Source organism: Pseudomonas acericola (SeqCode) (genome assembly GCF_053456465.1).
The window spans coordinates 122849-145228 of record NZ_JBRFJB010000007.1 but is presented as its reverse complement, the minus strand read 5'-3'; the positions used below and the strand labels follow the sequence as shown (position 1 = coordinate 145228).

Sequence of the window (22380 nt, the reverse complement as noted above, 5' to 3'; positions counted from 1 at the left end):
TCTGATTAACCTTTCAGCTGAGCCAGGGCGCGGTAATCCGCTCCCAGCGTGGCTTGTAAAATCTCTTTTGGATAATCGTCGGTTACCACGGCTTCGCCCATGTGGCGCAGCAGCACCAGTCGCAGTCGACCGTCGATCACTTTCTTGTCTATCGCCATATGTTCGAGGAAGTCCGCCTCGGTCATCTCTTCAGGCGGGATGACCGGCAAACCGGCGCGCTGGAACAGGCGGATACCACGATCACGCTCCTGGGCGCTGATCCAGCCCAGACGTTGCGACATCTCCAATGCCATCACTGTGCCAGCCGCCACGGCCTCTCCATGCAACCACACACCATAGCCCATGTGCGTTTCGATCGCATGGCCAAAGGTGTGGCCGAGGTTCAAGGTGGCCCGTACGCCGGACTCCCGTTCGTCGGCATTCACCACCAGCGCCTTGGCGGCGCAGGAGCGGGAAATTGCCTCGGTGAGTGCCACCTGGTCGAGGTTGCGCAAGGCGTCGACGTGTTCTTCCAGCCAGGCCAGGAACGGCTCGTCGCAGATCAGCCCGTACTTGATGACTTCCGCCAGGCCCGCCGACAGCTCGCGGGGCGGCAAGGTATTGAGGGTCGCGGTGTCGATCAGTACAGCCTGCGGCTGGTAGAACGCGCCGACCATGTTCTTGCCGAGCGGGTGATTGATACCAGTCTTGCCACCCACCGACGAATCGACCTGGGACAGCAAGGTGGTCGGCACCTGGATAAAGTCCACGCCACGTTGGTAGCAGGCCGCCGCAAAGCCGGCCATGTCGCCGATCACACCGCCGCCCAGGGCGATCACGGTGGTGCGGCGGTCATGGCGTGCCGTCAACAGGCCATCAAAGATCAGTTGCAGGGTTTCCCAGTTCTTGTGGGCTTCGCCGTCGGGCAGGATCACCGAGATCACCGAATACGCCGCAAGGCTGCGGCTCAGACGCTCTAGATACAGCGGCGCGACCGTTTCGTTGGAGATGATCGCCACTTGCCGCCCAGCAATGTGCGGTGCAAGCAACTCGGGCTGGTCCAGCAGACCCTCGCCAATATGGATCGGGTAGCTACGCTCGCCTAGATCGACCTTAAGTGTCTGCATGTGTCCCCGCGTTAGAGATGGTGTGACGACCGGCAACGTCGAGATGGGGCGTTGCCTGATGGCTCTACGCCACACCTCGGGAGGTGATGGCGCGCCGCCGAGAATAGCGCATTTCGGGCCTGGCTTTAACGGGGTGGCAGCCGTTGCAGGCGCTCGAGAATGTCGAGAACCACCATCCGCGGCGGCCGCTCATCGGTTTCCACCACCAGATCGGCGATTTCCCGATACAGCGGGTCGCGCAGCGTGAGCAGGTCCCGCAAGGTTTTCTCCGGGTTGGCCGTGCGCAGCAGCGGGCGATTGCGATCGCGCGCGGTGCGACCCACCTGCTGCTCGACCGAGGCATGCAGATAGACCACCCGACCACCGGCATGCAGCGCCCGACGGTTCTCTTCGCGCATGACTGCGCCGCCGCCGGTAGCCAATACCACGCCGTCGAGGCCACACAGCTCGGCGATCATCGCCTGCTCGCGGTCACGAAAGCCCAGCTCGCCTTCCTTATCGAAGATCCATGGGATATTGGCACCCGTGCGCAATTCAATTTCCTTGTCGGAATCTTTGAATGGCAGGCGCAGCTCTTTGGCCAGCAAACGGCCGATGGTGCTTTTTCCAGCCCCCATCGGTCCTACAAGAATCAAATTTCGCACAGAATCAACGACTCACAGCAATCGCCTGGTTATTCATAATACGCGGAGTCAGGAATACCAGCAGCTCGGATTTTTTCTCCGCCAGCGCATCGCGCCGGAAAAGGCGGCCAAGATACGGCACATCGCCCAAAAATGGCACTTTATCTACCACTTTGCTTTGGGTATTGGAGAAAACCCCGCCAATGACGATGGTCTCGCCATCCTTGACCAACACCTTGGCGTTGACTTCGTTCTTCTTGATCGGCGGCACATCGTTGAGTTTGTTCAGGTAGTCCGGCTCGTCCTTGGTGACCTTGACCTCCATGATCACGTGGCCGTCCGGGGTGATTTGCGGGGTGACTTCCAGGGACAGCGAGGCCTCCTTGAACGACACCGAGGTGGCGCCGCTGGAGCTGGATTCCTGGTAAGGGATCTCGGTGCCCTTGAGGATGCGCGCGGTTTCCTTGTCGGACGTGACCACCTTGGGCTGTGAGACGATTTCACCGTTGCCGGTTTTCTCCATGGCGGTCAGCTCCAGGTCCAGCAGCAGGTTGTCGGTGATGTAGGCAACGCCCAGGCCCGACGTGCCGGTAATCGCCCCCAAATCGACAAACGGCGAGCTGGGCGGATTTTCCGGCGGTTCTGCGCCCTCCGCTAACGGCTTGGGGATTCCGCCAGCGCCCCAGTTCCCGCGATTGAGCCGTCCACCCCAGCGCGCACCGAGGCTTTTGTCGTAATCCACATTGGCCTCGACAATCCGCGCCTCGATCATCACCTGGCGTACCGGGATATCCAGTTGCGCCACGATCCGCCGCAGCTCCTCCAGCCGCTCGCCGGTCTGGTAGGCAATGATGTTATTGGTGCGGTCATCCACCGCCACCGAGCCGCGCTCATCGGTGCTGCCTTCCAACCCCGACACCGACTGGAACAGCTTGGCCAGGTCCGCCGCCTTGGCGTAATTAACCTGCAACAGCTCCCGACGCAGCGGCGCCAGCTCGGCCATTTGCCGGCGCGATTCCAGGGTGAGCAGTTCGCGGGCGGCCAACTCCTCAGCCGGCGCCACCAGCAATACGCCGGCCTTGATCCGTTTATCCAGGCCCTTGGCTTGCAGCACCAGGTCAAGCGCCTGGTCCCAGGGCACATCCTTGAGCCGCAAAGTAATCGAGCCTTGCACATCGTCGCTGGCCACCAGGTTGAGGCCCGCCACGTCGGCGATTTGCTGCAATGCCGCACGCAGTTCGATGCTCTGGAAGTTGAGGTTGAGCCTGTCCGCCGCCAACGCCTGCGGCGGCGGCAGTTGGATCAGGTCGACGCGATTGGGCACAGCAGCAGCCATCGGTGCCGTGAACGCTATCCATAGCGCCACACCGAAGGACAGGAAAGTCCTTTTCATTGGGTTGATTCCGTTATGAGTTGACGTTTAACACGAGGGTTCGCGGGCGCTCCAGCCATGCACCCTGTTCATCGGGGAACAACTCCACCAGCTCGACATACCCGGCATAAATGGCCGTGACCCGGCCGTGATCCGGCCCCAGGTAGTCACCAACCGCCAGCCGGTGCACCGTAGAGGCCATGCGCAGCAGGACAAAAGCCTGTACGCCACGAGACAGGGTGCCGACCATTTCGAACTGGTCGACCGCGTACGCTTCCAGGACGCCACGCGGGCGCGTGAGGTCCGGCGCCCGGGCTGGCCGCCCACGCGTGTGATCGGCCTGAACGGCAAGCGGCGTGAACGGGTCGCGCAGGCCGGATGAGTCGTAGACAAAGCGCGCGCCCGGCATGATGGGCTCAGCCTGCCGGCCACCCGCAGACGTACGCCAATAGCTCTTCACCAGCAGCTCAAGACGCAGCAACCTGCCCTCCGGGCGCAGGACAACCTCATGGGCCGTGACGAATCGGGAAAGGCCACCCAATGCGCTGACGAACAGCGCCAAGTCGTGGTAGGCGCCACTGACGCCAACCGCCACCGGTTGTTCGACATAAAAAGCCTGTGGCTGCTCGTCCAGCGGCGTGACGCTTTCAACCAACAAGCCATTGGCCAATGCCAACCGCGCGATGTCTTCCAGCAGGCCGGGGATTTCGGATTCAGCGGGCAGCGCCTGAAAAAGCCCATCGACCTTCACCTGCATCAGTTCGAGCTGACGGGTGCGGTGCTCCAGGCTGGAAGCCAAGGCAGTTTTTTGCGCGACTTGCTGTTGCAGGGCCACTTCCCGCGCCTCGGCCTGGTGCAACCGCTCCCGCGCCGGGCTCAGGTACACCAGCTCACCCACCACAAACAACAGGCCTGCCAAGGCGCAGCCCAGCAGGGCTTTGCCAGGTAAGGGCCAATGTGCAGCGTTGTGAGTGAGCGCAGAAAGATCGAGCCTGGACAGGCTCAAGGTTGCACCTCGCCGGACTCTCCCTGGCGCACCATCAACTGGAATTCATTGGCGCCGCGCGCGCCTTCCGTTCGCACCTGCTGCAAGCGGGTGGCATGGGCGCCTTCAGTGGCCTCCAGGCGACGCATCAACTGGGCGATATCCTGGCTGGATTCAGCACTGCCGCGAATGCTCACCGTATCGCCTTTGGCCACCACTTCATGCAGGTGCACCCCATCCGGCACGGCGCGCGCCAACTGATCCAGCAACTGGGCGCCGGACGAGCGCCCATCGTGCAAGTCCTCGACAACCTTCATGCGCTGCGCCAATTGCTGGCTTTGCACTTGCAGGTCGTCGATGGTCTTGATGCGTGAATCGAGGACGGCGACGTCCTTATCCAGATGGTTGTTGCGCGTGACTTGCCGATCAATCGCCTGGTCGATCACTTGATCTGCCAACCACACCGCTGCGAGCGCCACACAGGCGAACGCCAGCAGCAACATCAGGAAAAACTTGCGCCGCCGTTCTGCCAGAGCCTGACGCCAAGGTAAAAGGTTGATTCGTGTCATCAAGCGAAACTCCTCAGGGCCAACCCGCAAGCCACTCCCATTCCCTGGGCATCCACGGCCCATTGTGCGCCATCGACTCGACGGCCCGGCGTGAAGCTGGCGAAATCCTGACTGCAAGCACGCGCCAATGCAAACCCTTCGACATCCACCACCCTCGCCACCAGCCCGGCCTGGGCCAAAACGGCCTCGCGCGCCGCGACCTGCTCCCTGAGACAGGCCGCCAATAGCACCTCGACCCGCGCCGGGTCCTGGGCGCATGGGCCCTGCACTTGATAGTCGATGGCCACGTCATCCAATGGATAGGGGATGTAGTGGTCGGCTTCCATCTGAATCCGCCAGCCCACTTCTTCGTCGCTGAGCCCGGACTCCATGTCGATCACCCGCGTAATGACCGAAGGGCCTGCCACGGCAATGGCCGCGTACCTGGCTGACGTGTGCAACCGGGCCACCGCCTGTTGCAGTGCAAGCCCTACAGACGCCAGGTCCAGCACGCTGCCATCGACCACCGAACCAAGCGGCAGCACCTGTGTGGCGTAGCCTTTGACGGTGTAACCGCTGCTGGAATGGCCCAACTCGACCAGCCTGATCGCCGTGTCGCTGATATCGACGCCGAGGACGACATCAACTTTTCGCCTGAAAAATCCCTTTCTCATAAAACTCCCCAAAACTTTCCCTGTCATAACGGCGGTCCTACCGCCGGTTAGCCGCTGAGCAGGCGCGAATGACGCCCCAAGCCGAAAAATGCTTTAATGCCCAGCGTTTTTCCCCGCTATTTACCGACAGCCCGGGTCGATCCATCGTTAGCCATGCATGCCCCGACGCCTAACCCATTCTTTTCTCTGGAAATCCAAAAGCCTTGATTCGTCTGCTGAAGTTTTTCGGGTACTCCATTGTCGCGATCGTCTGCGGGCTGCTGCTCGTACTCAGCGGGGCCTACCTCTACCTTAGTCCGGGTTTGCCCTCCGTAGAGGCCCTCAGAAGTATCCAGTTGCAGATTCCTTTGCGGGTCTACAGCAGCGATGAAAAACTGATCGCGGAGTTCGGCGAAATGCGCCGCACCCCGATCCGTTTCGCCGATATTCCACCCAATTTCATCAGCGCATTGCTGTCGGCCGAAGACGATAATTTCGCCAACCACTACGGCGTCGACCCCAGTAGCCTGGTACGTGCCGCCACGCAATTGGTAAAAAGCGGACACATTCAATCCGGCGGCAGCACCATCACCATGCAGGTGGCGAAGAACTTCTTCCTCACCAGCGAGCGCAGCTTTTCGCGCAAGGCCACCGAGATCCTGCTGGCCCTGCAGATTGAACGCCAGCTGACCAAGGACGAGATCCTTGAGCTGTACGTCAACAAGATCTACCTGGGCAACCGTGCCTACGGCATCGAGGCGGCATCTCAGGTCTACTACGGCAAGTCGATCCGCGACGCGAGCCTGGCGCAGATGGCGATGATCGCCGGCCTGCCCAAGGCGCCGTCGCGCTTCAACCCACTGGCCAACCCGGCACGCAGCAAAGAGCGCCGCGACTGGATCCTGGGCCGCATGTACAAGCTGGGCAAGATCGACCAGCGCGCCTATGAAAGCGCGGTGGCCGAGCCGTTGAACGCCAGTTACCACGTGCCGACGCCGGAAGTGAACGCACCCTATATCGCTGAAATGGCCCGCGCCGAGATGGTCGGCCGTTATGGCAGCGAGGCCTACACCGAAGGCTTCCGCGTGACCACGACGGTGCCGAGTGACACCCAGGAAATCGCCAACAACGCGGTGCATTCCGGGCTGATCACCTACGACCAGCGCCACGGCTACCGTGGGCCTGAGTCGCGCCTGCCGGGCAAGACCCTCAGCGCCTGGACCACCGAACTCGGCAAACAGCGCGCCATCAGCGGCCTGGAACCGGCCATCGTGACCCAGGTGCAAAAAGACGGCGTGCAGGTGCTGACTCGCACCGGCGAAGCCCATGTGGCCTGGGACAGCATGAAGTGGGCGCGCCCCTTCCTGAACACCAACAGCATGGGCCCGATGCCCAAGCAGCCGTCCGACGTGGCGCAGGTGGGTGACCTGATCCGTGTGCAACGCCAGAAGGATGACAGCCTGAAATTCAGCCAGGTGCCGCTGGCCCAGGGCGCCCTGGTTTCCCTCGACCCGCAGAACGGTGCCATCCGCGCCCTTGTCGGTGGCTTCGCCTTCGAGCAGAGCAACTACAACCGCGCCGTGCAGGCCAAGCGCCAGCCGGGCTCAAGCTTCAAGCCCTTTATCTACAGCGCCGCGCTGGATAACGGCTACACCGCTGCCAGCCTGGTCAACGATGCACCGATCGTGTTTGTCGACGAATACCTGGACAAGGTCTGGCGTCCGAAGAACGACACCAACACCTTCCTTGGCCCGATCCGTATCCGCGAGGCGCTGTACAAGTCGCGCAACCTGGTGTCGATCCGCCTGTTGCAGGCGATGGGCGTGGGCAAGACCATCGACTACATGACGCGCTTCGGCTTCAACAAGTCGGACCTGCCGCCGAACCTGTCCCTGGCCCTGGGCACCGCGACCCTCACGCCGATGGAAATCGCCACCGGCTGGAGCACCTTTGCCAACGGCGGCTACAAGATCGCGCCGTACCTGATCGACAAGATCGAAAGCCGCAATGGCGACACCCTGTTCACCGCCAACCCGCCGCGCGTGCCGGGTGATGTGGTCAACGGCGTGGCCGCTACCGATGGCCTGGCAGCACCGAGCAACGGTGGCATCACCATCGAACAGACCCCAGGTGCTGCGCCCGCTGCAAACGCCGCGACGCCTACCGAGCCGCAGGCGCCTGCCGTTGCCGAGCGCATTGTGGATGGCCGCACCACCTACATCCTCAACAGCATCCTGCAAGACGTGATCAAGAAAGGCACCGGCCGTCGCGCCCTGGCCCTCGGCCGCGCCGACATCGCCGGCAAGACCGGTACCACCAACGACTCCAAGGACGCCTGGTTCTCCGGCTACAACGGCGACTACGTGACCACCGTGTGGACCGGCTATGACCAACCGGAAAGCCTCGGCCGTCGCGAGTTCGGTGGCACCGTCGCGCTGCCGATCTGGATGAGCTACATGGGCGCCGCCTTGAAGGACAAGCCCCTGCACACCCAGCCGGAGCCGGAAGGCATTCTCAGCCTGCGGATCGACCCAGTGAGTGGCCGTGCGGCATCACCAAGCACGCCGAATGCCTACTTCGAACTGTTCAAGAGCGAAGACACGCCGCCGTCGGTCAACGAACTGGGCAATGGCGTGGCACCGGGTAGCCCGTTGCCGGCGGATGAGGCGGCGCCGATCGATCTGTTCTGATGCAGATCCAGTGTGGCAGCTGGCTTCTGTGGGAGCTGGCTCCCACATGTGGTGCTGTGCAAGGCTCAAGTTAAGTGCCACACAGCAAAAAGCCCCGACTCGCGAGAGCCGGGGCTTTTTGTTGGTGCGCTACAACGGCTTAGCCGTTGAACACATCATCCACGCTTTGCAGCGGGTAGTTCTTCGGATACGGCAGGGTAGCCACACCGGTCTCGATTGCGGCCTTGGCCACGGCATCGGAGATCAGGGTGATCAGGCGCTTGTCCATTGGCTTCGGAATGATGTACTCACGGCCGAATTCCAGCTTGGCGCCACCGTAGGCGTCGCACACGTCCTGAGGCACTGGCAGCTTGGCCAGTTCACGCAGGGCGTTGGCGGCGGCTACTTTCATCTCTTCGTTGATGCGCTTGGCGCGAACGTCCAGGGCACCACGGAAGATGAACGGGAAGCCCAGTACGTTGTTGACCTGGTTCGGGTAGTCCGAACGGCCGGTGGCCATGATCACGTCGTTGCGAGTGGCGTGAGCCAGCTCTGGCGAGATCTCTGGGTCCGGGTTGGAGCAGGCGAACACGATCGGGTTGGCCGCCATGGACTTCAGGCCTTCAGCGCTCAGCAGGTTCGGGCCGGACAGGCCAACGAACACGTCTGCACCGTCAAGGGCGTCAGCCAGGGTGCGCTTGGAGGACGGGTGGGCAAACATCGCCTTGTACTGGTTCAGGTCGGTACGCTCGGACTGGATCACGCCCTTGCTGTCGACCATGTAGATGTTTTCCAGCTTGGCGCCCATGCTCACGATCAGCTTCATGCACGAGATAGCCGCTGCACCAGCGCCCAGGCAGACGATCTTCGCGTCAGCCAGGGTTTTGCCAGCGATTTCCAGGGCGTTGATCATGCCGGCTGCGGTAACGATCGCGGTGCCGTGCTGGTCATCGTGGAATACCGGGATGTCGCACTGTTCGATCAGGGCCTTTTCGATCTCGAAGCACTCAGGTGCCTTGATGTCTTCCAGGTTGATGCCACCGAAGGTGATGGAAATGCGCTTAACAGTGTCGATGAAAGCCTGCGGGCTCTCGGAATCGACTTCGATGTCGAAAACGTCAATGCCGGCGAAGCGCTTGAACAGCACGCCTTTACCTTCCATGACTGGCTTGGAAGCCAATGGGCCGAGGTTACCCAGGCCCAGAATCGCGGTGCCATCGGAAATCACTGCAACCAGGTTGCCCTTGCCGGTGTACTTGTACGCCAACTCAGGATCGCGGGCGATTTCACGTACGGGCTCGGCCACGCCAGGGCTGTAGGCCAGCGACAGGTCGCGAGCGGTGGCGGTGGCTTTGGTGAGCTCTACACTCAGCTTTCCTGGACGAGGATTGGCATGATATTCGAGAGCGGCAGTTTTCAAATCAGACATATCGGCATTCCGCTTTTACTGTTGGTCGACGGACCGCCGAGGATACGCGTGTCGTAAAGTCCCTACAAGACTGGGTAGTCACCGGTGTCAAGGCCCCAGAGCGCCGTACTTTGGTCTAAGGCCACGGGATACAAGGGCTCAACTGTTCACAATCGATTTAAAAAATGTCTACAATTTTTTATTTAAACGTCGATTCAAGCGGTTTTTATCAAATACCAGGCACAAAAAAGGCACCCACGGGGGGCGCCTCTTTTTTCAGCGGGAAAAACCCAGGGGGTTTTTCAGGCTTACTCTGCTGGAGTAGCAGCCTTCTTGCCGAAAGCGCCGAAACGGTCAGCAAAGCGCTGTACGCGGCCGCCGGTGTCCAGAGTTTTCTGCTTACCGGTGTAGAACGGGTGGCACTCGTTGCATACGTCAGTACCCAGTGGCTTGGCCAGGGTCGAACGGGTTACGAACTTGTTGCCGCAGCTGCAAGTTACGTCGATTGCTACGTATTCTGGATGGATATCGGCTTTCATGGCACTTCCTCGGGCTAGCGTGCCGCCACTCGACACTATTGTCGAATACCGCACGTAATTAGGCCGCGGATTCTACCAGACCTTTTTAAACGCGCAAGCGGCGCTGAGGGCGTGAAACTCCCTTTCATCAGAAAACCATCGGCTACCCCAAGCCCTCCCCTGTCTGCTAGGCTCCCGCCCCTGCGCCACCGCCTGCCTTTATAGATGAGACCCCCGCGTGCCCGACGCCATTTTGCGCCTAGCCCTGCCCTCGCCCCTGCGCCGCCTGTTCGACTACCGCGCCCCGGCCGGCGTGCTGCGGGCGCAGTTGCAGCCAGGCATGCGCGTGCGCGTGCCGTTTGGCCGGCGGGAAATGATCGGCATCCTGGTGGAAGTCGCCGACCACAGCGAAGTACCCGCCGAAAAGCTCAAGCCCGCACTCGCCATCCTCGACGCCACGCCGCCGCTGCCGCCCGCCCTGTTCAAGCTATGCCTGTGGACCGCCCAGTATTACCAGCACAGCCTGGGTGACACCCTGAGCTGGGCGCTGCCGGTGCTGCTGCGCCAGGGCGAACTGGCCGAGGCGCGCCAGGAGCGTTTCTGGTCGATTGTGCCCGGCGCGCGCCTGGACGACCCGCGCATCGCCCGTGCCCCGCGCCAACGTGAAGCCCTGGCGACCCTGGCGCAACATCCCCACGGCGTGGCCCATCAGCTGTTAAGCAAGCTGATGCTGAGCAAAGACAGTCTCGACCTGCTGCTCGCCAAGGAGCTGGTGCAGGTGGAAATCCGCAAGCACGCCCCCGACCCGCGCCACGAACACTGGCTGGCCCAGCCGGAATTGCCGTTGAACCCCGAGCAACGCGCCGCCTACGAAGCCATCCGCGCCGGCTTCGACAGCTTCCACGCGTTCCTGCTGGCGGGCGTAACCGGCAGCGGCAAGACCGAAGTGTATTTGCAGTTGATCCGCGAGACCCTGCAAGCCGGCAAACAAGCCCTGGTGTTGATCCCCGAGATCAACCTCGGCCCGCAAACCCTGGCGCGTTTCGAACAGCGCTTCAACGCGCGCATCGCCCTGGTGCACTCGGCGGTCAATGATCGCGAGCGCCTGGAGTCGTGGCTGGCGGCGCGGGACGGCGAGGCCGACATTATTATCGGCACCCGTTCGGCACTGTTCACTCCGATGAAAAACCCCGGGCTGATCATCATCGACGAGGAGCACGACGGCTCCTATAAACAGCAAGAAGGCCTGCGCTACCACGCTCGCGACCTGGCGCTGGTGCGCGCGCGCCAGGAAGACATTCCGATTGTGCTCGGCTCGGCGACACCGTCCTTAGAGAGCTTGCACAACGCCTACACCGGTCGTTACGGCCTCCTACGCCTCAACGAGCGCGCGGGTGGCGCCAAACAGCCGCGTTTCCTGCGCCTGGATGTAAAAAGCCGTCCGCTGGACAGCGGGATTTCCGGGCCGATGCAACAGGCCATCGGCCAGACCCTCGCCGCCGGCCAGCAAGTATTGGTGTTCCTCAACCGTCGTGGCTTTGCGCCGACGCTGTTGTGCCATGACTGCGGCTGGATGTCCGAGTGCGAGCGTTGCGACGCGCGCATGACCGTGCACCAGCGCCACGGCGAGTTGCGCTGCCACCACTGCGGCCATGTGGAACGGGTACCGCGCCACTGCCCGCAGTGCGGCAAAGTGGACCTGCGACCCGTCGGCGCAGGCACCGAGCGCGCCGAGGAGCGCCTGGGCATTCTGTTCCCGGACTTCCCGGTGCTGCGGGTGGACCGCGACAGCACCTCGCGCAAAGACGCGATGAACCAGCTGTTCGCCACTATCCAGAAAGGCCAGCCGTGCATCCTGATCGGCACGCAGATGCTTGCCAAAGGGCACCACTTTCCACGGGTGACCCTGGTGTCGATCCTGGATGCCGATGGTGGTCTGTTCTCCGGTGATTTCCGCGCCAGCGAACGCATGGCGCAGTTGATCGTGCAGGTCGCCGGCCGTGCCGGGCGGGCCGAGGAACCGGGCAAGGTGATTATCCAGACGCACCTGGCCGACCACCCGCTGCTGATCCAGCTGACAGAACAAGGCTACTTTGCCTTCGCCGAGCAGGCCTTGAGCGAACGCCGCTCCGCCGGCCTGCCGCCGTTTTCCCACTTGGCCTTGCTGCGCGCCGAAGCGCATAAACCGGGGCAGGCCGAAGGTTTCCTCGACGAAGCGTGCAGCGCCGCCGAACGTTTGCTCGGCGAACTGGGTCTGACCGGCATCGAATTGCTCGGCCCGGTGCCCGCGCCCATGGAGCGCCGTGCCGGGCGTTATCGCGCTCAGCTACTCTTGCAGGCAACGTCCCGCGCGCCCCTGCATCGGCTGTTAAGTAGCCTGTTACTTGCCCTGGAGCAAATGCCCAGCGGCCGGCAGGTGCGATGGTCGATGGATGTGGACCCGGTGGATTTGTATTGATCGATCAATCCCACCGTTTGAATTGTTTACACCCTTAAATGTGGGAGCGGGCTTGCCCGCGAAGAGGCCCGCAGGTCCGCCAACCCGTCTGAACGGTTGGCAAGCCCGCCCTCCCCACGGATAATGCCCAGTTTTTCCACCCGCGCATCGCGCGCCGTCGCTTGCGGCACAAAGAGAACACCATGAAAGACACCATTCGCCAGCTGATCCAACAAGCCCTCACCCAACTCGTCAACGAAGGTGTGTTGCCTGAAGGCCTGACGCCGGCGATCCAGGTGGAAAACACTCGCGACAAGACCCACGGCGACTTCGCCAGCAACATCGCGATGATGCTCTCCAAGCCCGCAGGCATGAAGCCGCGCGATCTCGCGGAAAAGATCATCGCCGCCCTGCCGGCCGACGAGAGCGTCACCAAGGCCGAAATCGCCGGCCCGGGCTTTATCAACTTCTTCCAGAACACCCATGCCCTGGCTTCGCGCCTGGACTCGGCCCTGGCCGACGCCAAGATCGGCGTGCGCAAGGCCGGCCCGCTGCAACGCGTGGCCATCGACCTGTCGGCGCCGAACCTGGCCAAGGAGATGCACGTCGGCCACCTGCGCTCCACCATCATTGGCGACGGCGTGGCGCGGGTGCTGGAGTTCCTCGGCGACACCGTGATCCGTCAGAACCACGTGGGCGACTGGGGCACCCAGTTCGGCATGCTGATGGCGTACCTGCAAGAAAACCCGATCACCAGCAACGAGCTGTCGGACCTGGAAAACTTCTACCGCGCCGCCAAGAAGCGCTTCGACGAATCCGAAGAGTTCGCCGACCGCGCCCGTGGCCTGGTGGTCAAGCTGCAAGCCGGCGACCCGGAATGCCTGGAACTGTGGGGCCGCTTCCGTGAGATCTCCCTGTCCCACTGCCAGGAAATCTACGAACTGCTCAACGTCAAACTGACCATGGCCGACGTGATGGGCGAAAGTGCCTACAACGACGACCTGATCAACGTGGTCAACGACCTCAAGGCCAAGGGCCTGCTGGTGGAAAGCAACGGCGCGCAGTGCGTGTTCCTTGAAGAATTCAAGACCGCCGAAGGCGAGCCGCTGCCGGTAATCATCGTCAAGGCCGATGGCGGCTACCTGTACGCCACCACTGACCTGGCGGCCGTGCGCTACCGCAGCGGCGTGCTCAAGGCTGATCGCGCGCTGTACTTCGTGGACCAGCGCCAGGCCCTGCACTTCCAGCAGGTGTTCGAAGTGGCACGTCGCGCGGGTTTCATCACCCACCCGATGCACATGGAACACATGGGCTTCGGCACCATGAACGGCGCCGACGGCCGCCCGTTCAAGACCCGCGACGGCGGCACCGTGAAGCTGATCGACCTGCTCAACGAAGCCCAGGAACGTGCCTACAACCTGGTGAAGGAAAAGAACCCGGAGCTGGCCGAGGCCGACCTGCGCAACATCGCCCGCGTGGTGGGCATTGGCGCGGTGAAATACGCCGACCTGTCCAAGCACCGCACCAGCGACTACAGCTTCAACTTCGAGCTGATGCTCAACTTCGAAGGCAACACCGCGCCGTACCTGCTGTACGCCTACACCCGTGTGGCCGGCGTGTTCCGCAAGCTGGGCAAGGATTTCAGCGAAGTTGAAGGCCAGATCGTGCTGGCTGCCCCGCACGAACAGGAACTGGCGGCCAAACTGGCGCAGTTCGGCGAAGTGCTGAACAGCGTCGGCGAGAAAGGCACACCGCACATCCTCTGCACCTACCTGTACGAAGTCGCCGGCCTGTTCTCCAGCTTCTACGAGAACTGCCCGATCCTCACCGCCGACGACGAAGCCCAGAAGCAAAGCCGCCTGCGCCTCGCCGCCCTGGCCGGACGCACCCTCAAGCAAGGCCTGGAACTGTTGGGCCTGGAAACCCTGGAGCGCATGTAAGTTGGCTGCCAAGAAAAAACCTGCACCCAAGCGCGGCGCCAGCCGCTACCAGGCCCCGGCGAAGAAGCCGATTCCGGGCTGGTTGTGGATGGCCATCGGTCTTACGGTCGGCGCGTTTATCGTGTTCCTGATGAAGCTGGACCCGGGCAAGGGCGATGACGTCAAACGGGTCAAGCAGGAACAGCAGAAGGCCACGAAAATGGCCGAAGCCAACAAGACTGCGCCGAGCCCGACGGCACCGGTGAAGCCGAAGTACGACTTCTACACGCTGCTGCCGGAATCGGAAGTGATCGTGCCGCCTGACGCCGTGCCGGAGAAAACCCTGCCGACGCCGCAAGTGCCGACCACCCCGGTGACACCAGCGGAAGCGGCGAAGATCGACACGGCGCGCGCCCAGGCCGCCTTGGCCGGGATCACCCCGCCGCCACCGCCACCGGTTGCCGAAACCAAGGCAGCGCCGGTGACCAAGTTCTTCCTGCAAGCGGGCTCGTTCCCCAAGCAGGCGGATGCGGATCGTGTGCGGGCGCAGATCATTCTGCTGGGCCAGGCGGTGACGGTGGAATCCGGCACGGTGAAGGATGCGACCTGGTATCGCGTGCTGGTGGGGCCGTTCAGCAACCGTGAACAGCTGACCGTGGCACAGAAGCAACTGGCCGGCGCAGGGTTTAGCAACCTGTTGTTACAACAACGCCAGAGCCGCTAAACCAGGCCCAACGCAGTTCAAAGTGTGGGAGCTGGCTTGCCTGCGATAGCGCTGTAACAGTCAATATTTTCAGTGACTGAGACACCGCTATCGCAGGCAAGCCAGCTCCCACATTTGGTTTTGCGTGGTCTCGAAAGTGTGTCAGACCAATAAACACCACTCGTCCGCACACTGCCCCCACGGTTGAAATCCCCCCCGCCATCCCCATATCAGTTTTCACCAGGGCATTTTCGCCCCGCTGCGTGGAGACTCTCCCCTTGACCACCATCGTTTCAGTACGTCGCCACGGCAAAGTCGTCATGGGCGGCGACGGCCAGGTTTCCCTCGGCAACACCGTGATGAAAGGCAACGCCAAGAAAGTGCGCCGCCTATACCACGGCCAAGTGCTCGCCGGTTTTGCCGGCGCTACCGCCGACGCCTTCACCCTGTTCGAACGTTTCGAAGGCCAGCTGGAAAAACACCAGGGCCACCTCGTGCGCGCTGCGGTCGAACTCGCCAAAGAGTGGCGCACCGACCGTTCCCTCAGCCGCCTGGAAGCCATGCTGGCCGTGGCCAACAAAGACGCCTCGCTGATCATCACCGGCAACGGTGACGTGGTAGAGCCAGAAAACGGCTTGATTGCCATGGGCTCCGGTGGCGGCTACGCCCAGGCTGCGGCCAGCGCACTGTTGAAGAAAACCGACCTGTCGGCCCGTGAAATCGTCGAGACCGCCCTGGGCATCGCCGGCGACATCTGCGTGTTCACCAACCACAACCTGACCATTGAGGAGCAGGACCTCGCCGAGTAAGCCGTAGGCTTATTCCCGCTTGAGGCCGCCAAACACTATGTCCATGACTCCCCGCGAAATCGTCCACGAACTCAACCGCCATATCATCGGCCAGGACGATGCCAAGCGCGCCGTTGCCATCGCGCTGCGTAACCGCTGGCGCCGGATGCAACTGCCCGAAGAACTGCGCGTTGAAGTAACACCAAAGAACATCCTGATGATCGGTCCTACCGGCGTCGGTAAAACCGAGATCGCCCGTCGTCTGGCCAAGCTGGCCAACGCGCCGTTCATCAAGGTCGAAGCCACCAAGTTCACCGAAGTAGGCTATGTGGGCCGCGACGTCGAGTCGATCATTCGTGACCTGGCCGACGCCGCGCTGAAGCTGCTGCGCGAACAGGAAATGACCAAGGTCAGCCACCGCGCCGAAGACGCCGCTGAAGAGCGCATCCTCGACGCCCTGCTGCCACCGGCACGCATGGGCTTCAACGAAGACCCGGCGCCGAGCTCGGATTCCAACACCCGTCAGCTGTTCCGCAAGCGCCTGCGTGAAGGCCAGCTGGACGACAAGGAAATCGAGATCGAAGTCGCCGAAGTCTCCGGCGTCGATATCTCTGCGCCGCCTGGCATGGAAGAAATGACCAGCCAGTTGCAGAACCTGTTCGCCAACATGGGCAAGGGCAAGAAGAAAAGCCGCAAGCTCAAGGTGAAGGAAGCGCTGAAACTGGTGCGCGACGAAGAGGCCGGTCGCCTGGTGAATGAGGAAGAGCTCAAGGCCAAGGCCCTGGAAGCGGTCGAGCAGCACGGTATCGTGTTTATCGATGAGATCGACAAAGTGGCCAAGCGCGGCAACTCCGGTGGCGTCGATGTCTCCCGCGAAGGCGTACAGCGTGACTTGCTGCCGCTGATCGAAGGCTGCACCGTGAACACCAAGTTGGGCATGGTCAAGACCGACCACATCCTGTTTATCGCCTCCGGTGCGTTCCACCTGAGCAAGCCAAGCGACCTGGTACCGGAGCTTCAAGGCCGCCTGCCGATTCGCGTGGAACTCAAGGCGCTGACCCCGGGTGACTTCGAGCGCATCCTCAGCGAACCGCATGCGTCGCTCACCGAGCAGTACCGTGAGCTGCTGAAAACCGAAGGCCTGGGCATCGAGTTCCAGCCGGACGGCATCAAGCGCCTGGCGGAGATTGCGTGGCAGGTCAACGAGAAGACCGAGAACATCGGGGCGCGTCGTTTGCACACCTTGCTGGAGCGTTTGCTGGAGGAAGTGTCCTTCAGTGCTGGCGACCTGGCTGGTGCGCAGAATGGCGAAGTGATCAAGATCGACGCGGATTACGTCAACAGCCACTTGGGCGAATTGGCGCAGAACGAAGACTTGTCTCGTTATATCCTGTAAGTCATCTATCGGTGATAGCCGGCTCTTGTGGCGAGGGAGCTTGCTCCCGCTGGAGTGCGAAGCGCTCCCAAGATTTTGGGGCCGCTGCGCAGCCCAGCGGGAGCAAGCTCCCTCGCCACATATAACAGCCATACTGGACGACTTGCGCCATGACCAAATTTCCTACTGCCGTAAACCTGCACAAAACCTCCAACACCCTCGGCCTCACCTACGGCCCCGACGAGGTGTACCAACTCCCCGCCGAGCTGCTGCGCACCCACTCGCCTTCCGCCGAGGTCCAGGGCCACGGCAAACCGATCCTGCAATTCGGCAAGCTCAACGTGCGCCTGACCAAGATCGAACCGGCCGGTCAGTACGCACTGAAATTGACCTTCGACGATGGCCATGACAGCGGACTGTTCACCTGGGACTACCTCTACCAGTTGGCCGTACGCCAGGACGCGCTGTGGGCCGATTATTTGGCCGAACTCAAAGCTGCCGGAAAAACCCGCGACCCGAGCCAGTCGGTCGTGCGGCTGATGCTCTAGCCCAGGGGTCTTGCTCTTTAGAGGGCATTTTCTAATTTCATCTGCTTGAATGCCCTGTCGCGTGGCCAACGATTGGCCCGCTTGCGAAAAAAATTAAACTCGGGTAACCAATGGAACTGGCAAGTTCCCTGCATTTGACGATGCGGTATCAACGGTCACCCGAGTCGCAGTACCTGGCTTGTGTTGTGTATCGATATTGGGTGCACAGCGGTAACGGGTACTCGTCTTTCGGACAATGGAGCGTCGTAGATGAGTAACAAGAACAACGATGACTTGAAACGCCAGGCCTCGGAAAACACCCTGGGGCTCAACCCGATCATCGCGTTACGGAAAAAGGATTTACTCGCCTCGGCGAAGATGGTGCTGACCCAAGCCATCAAGCAACCGTTGCACAGCGTCAAGCACGTCGCCCACTTCGGCGTCGAATTGAAGAACGTGATGTTCGGCAAATCCGAGCTGGTGCCCGAAAGCGATGACCGTCGCTTCCACGACCCCGCCTGGAGCCAGAACCCGCTCTACAAGCGCTATCTGCAAACCTACCTGGCGTGGCGCAAGGAACTGCACGACTGGATCGGCGACAGTAACCTGTCGGAACAGGACATCAGCCGCGGCCACTTCGTGATCAACCTGATGACCGAAGCCATGGCGCCCACCAACAGTGCGGCGAACCCGGCGGCGGTCAAACGCTTCTTTGAAACCGGCGGCAAAAGCCTGCTGGACGGTTTGTCCCACCTGGCCAAGGACATGGTGCACAACGGCGGCATGCCGAGCCAGGTCAACATGGGCGCCTTTGAAGTGGGCAAGACCCTGGGCACCAGCGAAGGCGCCGTGGTGTTTCGCAATGACGTGCTGGAGCTGATCCAGTACAAGCCGATCACCGAACAGGTGCACGAGCGCCCGCTGCTGGTGGTGCCGCCACAGATCAACAAATTCTATGTCTTCGACCTGAGCCCGGATAAGAGCCTGGCGCGCTTCTGCCTGCGCAACGGCCAGCAGACCTTTATCGTCAGCTGGCGCAACCCGACCAAGGCCCAGCGCGAGTGGGGGCTGTCGACCTATATCGAGGCGCTGAAAGAAGCGGTGGATGTGGTGACCGCGATCACCGGCAGCAAAGACATCAACATGCTCGGCGCCTGCTCCGGTGGCATCACCTGCACCGCCCTGCTCGGCCACTACGCCGCGCTGGGCGAGAAGAAGGTCAACGCCCTGACCCTGCTGGTCAGCGTGCTCGACACCACCCTGGACACCCAGGTTGCGCTGTTCGTCGATGAGCAGACCCTGGAAGCGGCCAAGCGCCACTCCTACCAGGCCGGCGTGCTCGAAGGCCGCGACATGGCCAAGGTGTTCGCCTGGATGCGCCCCAACGACCTGATCTGGAACTACTGGGTCAACAACTACCTGCTGGGCAACGAGCCGCCGGTGTTCGACATCCTGTTCTGGAACAACGACACCACGCGCTTGCCGGCGGCTTTTCATGGCGACTTGATCGAACTGTTCAAAAACAACCCGCTGGTGCGCGCCAACGCCCTGGAAGTGTGCGGCACGCCGATCGACCTCAAGCAGGTCACCGCCGACATCTACTCACTGGCCGGCACCAACGACCACATCACGCCGTGGCAGTCCTGCTACAAGTCGGCGCAGCTGTTTGGCGGCAAGGTCGAGTTCGTGCTGTCCAGCAGCGGGCATATCCAGAGCATCCTCAACCCACCGGGCAACCCCAAGGCGCGCTACCAGACCAGCGACAGCCTGACGGCGACGCCGTTGGACTGGCAGGAGAATGCGACCAAGCACACCGATTCCTGGTGGTTGCATTGGCAGGTGTGGCAGGCGGAGCGGGCCGGGAAGTTGAAGAAGGCTCCTACGACATTGGGCAATAAAGCTTACGCCGCAGCGGAAGCGGCACCGGGCACCTATGTACACGAACGATAAGCAGATGTATGGCTGAAATGCAGTCAGTGTGGGAGCTGGCTTGCCTGCGATAGCGGTGGGTCAGTTAGCTGATGGGCTGACTGGAAGAATGCCATCGCAGGCAAGCCAGCTCCCACATGGACCGAGTTCCTACAGATAAACAGCACCACTTCACAGGGCTTGAGCATGCCGCAACCGTTCATCTTCCGCACCATCGACCTGGATGGCCAGACCATCCGCACGGCGGTGCGCCCGGGCAAGCCTCACTTGACGCCGCTGCTGATCTTCAATGGCATCGGCGCCAACCTTGAGTTGGTGTTTCCGTTCGTCCAGGCCCTGGACCCGGACCTGGAAGTGATCGCCTTCGACGTCCCCGGCGTCGGCGGCTCGTCGACGCCCAAACGGCCCTACCGCTTTCCCGGCCTGGCCAAGCTCACCGCGCGCATGCTTGATTACCTCGACTATGGCCAGGTGAGCGTAGTGGGTGTGTCGTGGGGCGGCGCGTTGGCGCAACAGTTCGCCTACGACTACCCGGAGCGCTGCAAGAAGCTGATCCTCGCCGCCACGGCAGCGGGCGCGGTGATGGTGCCGGGCAAGCCGAAGGTGTTGTGGCTGATGGCCAGCCCGCGCCGCTATATCCAACCGTCTCATGTGGTGCGCATCGCACCGATGATCTACGGCGGCTCGTTTCGCCGCGACTCAAAACTCGCCGCCGAGCACGCGAGCAAAGTGCGTTCGGCCGGCAAGCTCGGTTACTACTGGCAACTGTTCGCCGGGCTGGGCTGGACCAGCATCCACTGGCTGCACAAAATCCGCCAACCCACCCTGGTGCTGGCGGGGGACGACGACCCGCTGATCCCGCTGATCAACATGCGCATGCTCGCCTGGCGCATTCCCAACGCACAGCTGCACATCATTGATGACGGCCACCTGTTCCTGATCACCCGGGCCGAAGCCGTGGCGCCGATCATCATGAAATTTCTCGAAGAGGAGCGCATGCGTGCGGTGATTCATCCGCGACCGGCGATGTAAGGACCACAGCGCCGCGCAACTTGCCAGGAACCGACTATGGTTCTGAATTGGCGTGCCCGTTTGATGGCTTGACGAAGGAGTGTTGGCTCATGCGAGAAAGACCCGTGACGAACCCGGCCCCCACCCCCGCCGCGTTCATCAATGCGCAAAATGCGATCACCGGCCTGCGCGGTCGGGACTTGCTCTCGACCCTGCGCAGCGTGGCCGCCCACGGCTTGCGCAACCCGGTGCACACGGCCCGCCATGCCTGGGCGCTGAGTGGTCAACTGGGCCGCGTGTTGCTCGGCGAAACCGTGCATGAACCCAACCCCAACGACAGCCGCTTCGTCGACCCGACCTGGAAGCTCAACCCGCTGTACCGGCGCAGCTTGCAGGCCTATCTGAGCTGGCAAAAGCAGACGCGCCACTGGATTGATGACAGCACCCTGAGCGCCGATGACCGCGCCCGCGCGCACTTCGCCTTTTCCCTGCTCAACGATGCGGTCTCCCCTTCCAACACCCTGCTAAACCCGCTGGCCATCAAGGAGCTGCTCAACTCCGGCGGCAACAGCGTGGTGCGCGGCGTGACCAACCTGGTCGAAGACCTGCTGCACAACAACGGCCTGCCACGCCAGGTCAGCAAGCATGCCTTTGAAGTCGGCAAGACGGTGGCGACGACGCCGGGCTCGGTGGTATTTCGCAATGAACTGCTGGAACTGATCCAGTACAAGCCCATGAGCGAAAAACAGTACGCCAAGCCGCTGCTGGTCGTGCCGCCGCAGATCAACAAGTACTACATCTTCGACCTGAGCCCGGCCAACAGCTTTGTACAGTACGCGCTGAAAAACGGCTTGCAGACGTTTATGGTCAGCTGGCGCAACCCGGATGTGCGCCACCGCGAATGGGGCCTGTCCACCTACGTCGCGGCGCTGGAAGAAGCGCTCAACGTGTGCCGGGCGATCACCGGCGCCCGCGAGGTCAACCTGATGGGCGCTTGCGCCGGCGGCCTGACCATCGCCGCCCTGCAAGGCCACCTGCAGGCCAAGCGCCAGCTGCGGCGCATCTCCAGTGCCAGCTACCTGGTGAGCCTGCTGGACAGCCAGATCGACAGCCCCGCCACCCTGTTCGTCGACGAGCAAACCCTGGAAGCCGCCAAGCGCCGCTCCTACCAGCAAGGCGTGCTGGATGGCCGCGACATGGCCAAGGTGTTCGCCTGGATGCGCCCCAACGACCTGATCTGGAATTACTGGATCAACAACTACCTGCTGGGCAAGGAACCGCCCGCCTTCGACATCCTGTACTGGAACAACGACAACACGCGCCTGCCCGCCGCGCTGCACGGCGACCTGCTGGACTTCTTCAAGCACAACCCGCTGAGCCATCCCGGTGGCCTGGAGGTGTGCGGCACGCCCATCGACTTGCAGAAGGTCACGGTGGACAGCTTCAGCGTGGCCGGGATCAACGACCACATCACGCCGTGGGACGCGGTGTATCGCTCCACCCAACTGTTGGGTGGCGACAAGCGCTTCGTGCTGTCCAACAGCGGGCATATCCAGAGCATCCTCAACCCGCCGGGCAACCCCAAGGCCAACTACGTCGAAAACCCCAAGCTGAGCAGCGACCCGCGCGCCTGGTATTACGACGCCAACCACGTCGAAGGCAGTTGGTGGCCGCAATGGCTGGAGTGGATCCAGCAACGCTCGGGCGTGCAACGCGAAACCCTCACGGCCCTGGGCAACCAGAATTACCCACCGATGGAAGCGGCGCCGGGCACTTACGTGCGAGTGCGCTGAGCTCAACGATCAGACT

The 22380-nt window shown here is 62.1% G+C and carries 17 protein-coding genes and 1 pseudogene; 10 read left to right on the top strand and 8 right to left on the bottom strand.

The features are described from left to right. Positions 1-5 precede the first annotated feature (5 nt). The 6 genes and pseudogenes from aroB to pilM all read right to left on the bottom strand — a co-directional run bounded on the left by aroB (position 6) and on the right by pilM (position 5308). Positions 6-1106 (bottom strand): 3-dehydroquinate synthase, encoded by a 1101-nt coding sequence (gene aroB, locus ACU688_RS23260; protein WP_017738869.1) that lies wholly within the window; start codon positions 1104-1106, stop codon positions 6-8. 125 nt (positions 1107-1231) lie between these two features. Continuing rightward, positions 1232-1750 (bottom strand): shikimate kinase AroK, encoded by a 519-nt coding sequence (gene aroK / locus ACU688_RS23255; protein ID WP_016979191.1) that lies wholly within the window; start codon positions 1748-1750, stop codon positions 1232-1234. A 4-nt stretch (positions 1751-1754) separates the two neighbouring features. Next, positions 1755-2993: pseudogene (locus ACU688_RS23250) on the bottom strand (type IV pilus secretin PilQ); the annotation flags it as partial. Between the two features lie 142 nt (positions 2994-3135). After that, positions 3136-4107, bottom strand: coding sequence for a pilus assembly protein PilP (locus ACU688_RS23245; RefSeq protein WP_448186518.1), 972 nt, complete (start codon positions 4105-4107; stop codon positions 3136-3138). Continuing rightward, entirely contained in the window at positions 4104-4655 is a 552-nt protein-coding gene (locus ACU688_RS23240; RefSeq protein WP_448186517.1) for a PilN domain-containing protein, read from the bottom strand. Before ACU688_RS23240 ends, ACU688_RS23245 begins: the two co-directional genes overlap by 4 nt. Next, the gene (pilM, locus tag ACU688_RS23235; protein WP_448186516.1) at positions 4655-5308 is read right to left on the bottom strand and encodes a type IV pilus biogenesis protein PilM; all 654 of its coding nucleotides are present in this window, start codon (positions 5306-5308) and stop codon (positions 4655-4657) included. Before pilM ends, ACU688_RS23240 begins: the two co-directional genes overlap by 1 nt. Positions 5309-5514: 206 nt before the next feature. Here pilM and ACU688_RS23230 point away from each other — a divergent pair, with 206 nt between their 5' ends. Then, positions 5515-7977: a penicillin-binding protein 1A gene (locus ACU688_RS23230; RefSeq protein WP_448186566.1), complete on the top strand. Its 2463-nt coding sequence runs from the start codon at positions 5515-5517 to the stop codon at positions 7975-7977. 139 nt (positions 7978-8116) lie between these two features. Here the strand turns inward: ACU688_RS23230 and ACU688_RS23225 are convergent, their stop codons facing one another. Both ACU688_RS23225 and rpmE read right to left on the bottom strand, forming a co-directional pair. Next, complete coding sequence (locus ACU688_RS23225; RefSeq protein ID WP_017738862.1) at positions 8117-9385, bottom strand: malic enzyme-like NAD(P)-binding protein; 1269 nt, start codon at positions 9383-9385, stop codon at positions 8117-8119. Positions 9386-9672: 287 nt separating this feature from the next. Beyond that, complete coding sequence (gene rpmE, locus ACU688_RS23220; RefSeq protein WP_448186515.1) at positions 9673-9903, bottom strand: 50S ribosomal protein L31; 231 nt, start codon at positions 9901-9903, stop codon at positions 9673-9675. A gap of 217 nt (positions 9904-10120) precedes the next feature. Between rpmE and ACU688_RS23215 the strand changes: the two genes are divergently transcribed. From ACU688_RS23215 to phaC (ACU688_RS23175), 9 genes are all read left to right on the top strand, one after another. Further along, positions 10121-12340 carry a primosomal protein N' gene (locus ACU688_RS23215; RefSeq protein ID WP_448186514.1) on the top strand — a complete coding sequence of 740 codons (2220 nt, stop codon included), beginning with the start codon at positions 10121-10123 and terminating at the stop codon, positions 12338-12340. Between the two features lie 182 nt (positions 12341-12522). Next, positions 12523-14259 carry an arginine--tRNA ligase gene (gene argS, locus ACU688_RS23210; protein ID WP_448186513.1) on the top strand — a complete coding sequence of 579 codons (1737 nt, stop codon included), beginning with the start codon at positions 12523-12525 and terminating at the stop codon, positions 14257-14259. A gap of 1 nt (position 14260) precedes the next feature. Then, entirely contained in the window at positions 14261-14962 is a 702-nt protein-coding gene (locus tag ACU688_RS23205) for an SPOR domain-containing protein (RefSeq protein WP_017738858.1), read from the top strand. A gap of 257 nt (positions 14963-15219) precedes the next feature. Beyond that, the gene (gene hslV / locus ACU688_RS23200; protein WP_017738857.1) at positions 15220-15750 is read left to right on the top strand and encodes an ATP-dependent protease subunit HslV; all 531 of its coding nucleotides are present in this window, start codon (positions 15220-15222) and stop codon (positions 15748-15750) included. A 37-nt stretch (positions 15751-15787) separates the two neighbouring features. Beyond that, positions 15788-17125 carry an ATP-dependent protease ATPase subunit HslU gene (gene hslU, locus ACU688_RS23195; RefSeq protein ID WP_017738856.1) on the top strand — a complete coding sequence of 446 codons (1338 nt, stop codon included), beginning with the start codon at positions 15788-15790 and terminating at the stop codon, positions 17123-17125. A 149-nt stretch (positions 17126-17274) separates the two neighbouring features. Further along, positions 17275-17652: a gamma-butyrobetaine hydroxylase family protein gene (locus ACU688_RS23190; protein ID WP_017738855.1), complete on the top strand. Its 378-nt coding sequence runs from the start codon at positions 17275-17277 to the stop codon at positions 17650-17652. 249 nt (positions 17653-17901) lie between these two features. After that, complete coding sequence (phaC, locus tag ACU688_RS23185) at positions 17902-19581, top strand: class II poly(R)-hydroxyalkanoic acid synthase (protein WP_448186512.1); 1680 nt, start codon at positions 17902-17904, stop codon at positions 19579-19581. A gap of 165 nt (positions 19582-19746) precedes the next feature. Continuing rightward, positions 19747-20592 carry a poly(3-hydroxyalkanoate) depolymerase gene (gene phaZ / locus ACU688_RS23180; RefSeq protein WP_448186511.1) on the top strand — a complete coding sequence of 282 codons (846 nt, stop codon included), beginning with the start codon at positions 19747-19749 and terminating at the stop codon, positions 20590-20592. Positions 20593-20681: 89 nt separating this feature from the next. Then, a complete protein-coding gene (gene phaC, locus ACU688_RS23175) occupies positions 20682-22364 on the top strand; it encodes a class II poly(R)-hydroxyalkanoic acid synthase (RefSeq protein ID WP_448186510.1) in 1683 nt (560 codons plus the stop codon). The last annotated feature ends 16 nt before the right edge of the window (positions 22365-22380 follow it).

Excerpts from the sequence above, each read along its gene's own strand:
- phaC (WP_448186510.1), top strand. The coding sequence starts at position 20,682 with ATGCGAGAAAGACCCGTGACGAACCCGGCCCCCACCCCCGCCGCGTTC.
- hslU (WP_017738856.1), top strand. The coding sequence starts at position 15,788 with ATGTCCATGACTCCCCGCGAAATCGTCCACGAACTCAACCGCCATATC.
- pilM (WP_448186516.1), bottom strand. The coding sequence starts at position 5,308 with ATGAGAAAGGGATTTTTCAGGCGAAAAGTTGATGTCGTCCTCGGCGTC.
- phaZ (WP_448186511.1), top strand. The coding sequence starts at position 19,747 with ATGCCGCAACCGTTCATCTTCCGCACCATCGACCTGGATGGCCAGACC.
- phaC (WP_448186512.1), top strand. The coding sequence starts at position 17,902 with ATGAGTAACAAGAACAACGATGACTTGAAACGCCAGGCCTCGGAAAAC.
- ACU688_RS23240 (WP_448186517.1), bottom strand. The coding sequence starts at position 4,655 with ATGACACGAATCAACCTTTTACCTTGGCGTCAGGCTCTGGCAGAACGG.
- ACU688_RS23190 (WP_017738855.1), top strand. The coding sequence starts at position 17,275 with ATGACCAAATTTCCTACTGCCGTAAACCTGCACAAAACCTCCAACACC.
- rpmE (WP_448186515.1), bottom strand. The coding sequence starts at position 9,903 with ATGAAAGCCGATATCCATCCAGAATACGTAGCAATCGACGTAACTTGC.
- aroB (WP_017738869.1), bottom strand. The coding sequence starts at position 1,106 with ATGCAGACACTTAAGGTCGATCTAGGCGAGCGTAGCTACCCGATCCAT.
- ACU688_RS23225 (WP_017738862.1), bottom strand. The coding sequence starts at position 9,385 with ATGTCTGATTTGAAAACTGCCGCTCTCGAATATCATGCCAATCCTCGT.
- argS (WP_448186513.1), top strand. The coding sequence starts at position 12,523 with ATGAAAGACACCATTCGCCAGCTGATCCAACAAGCCCTCACCCAACTC.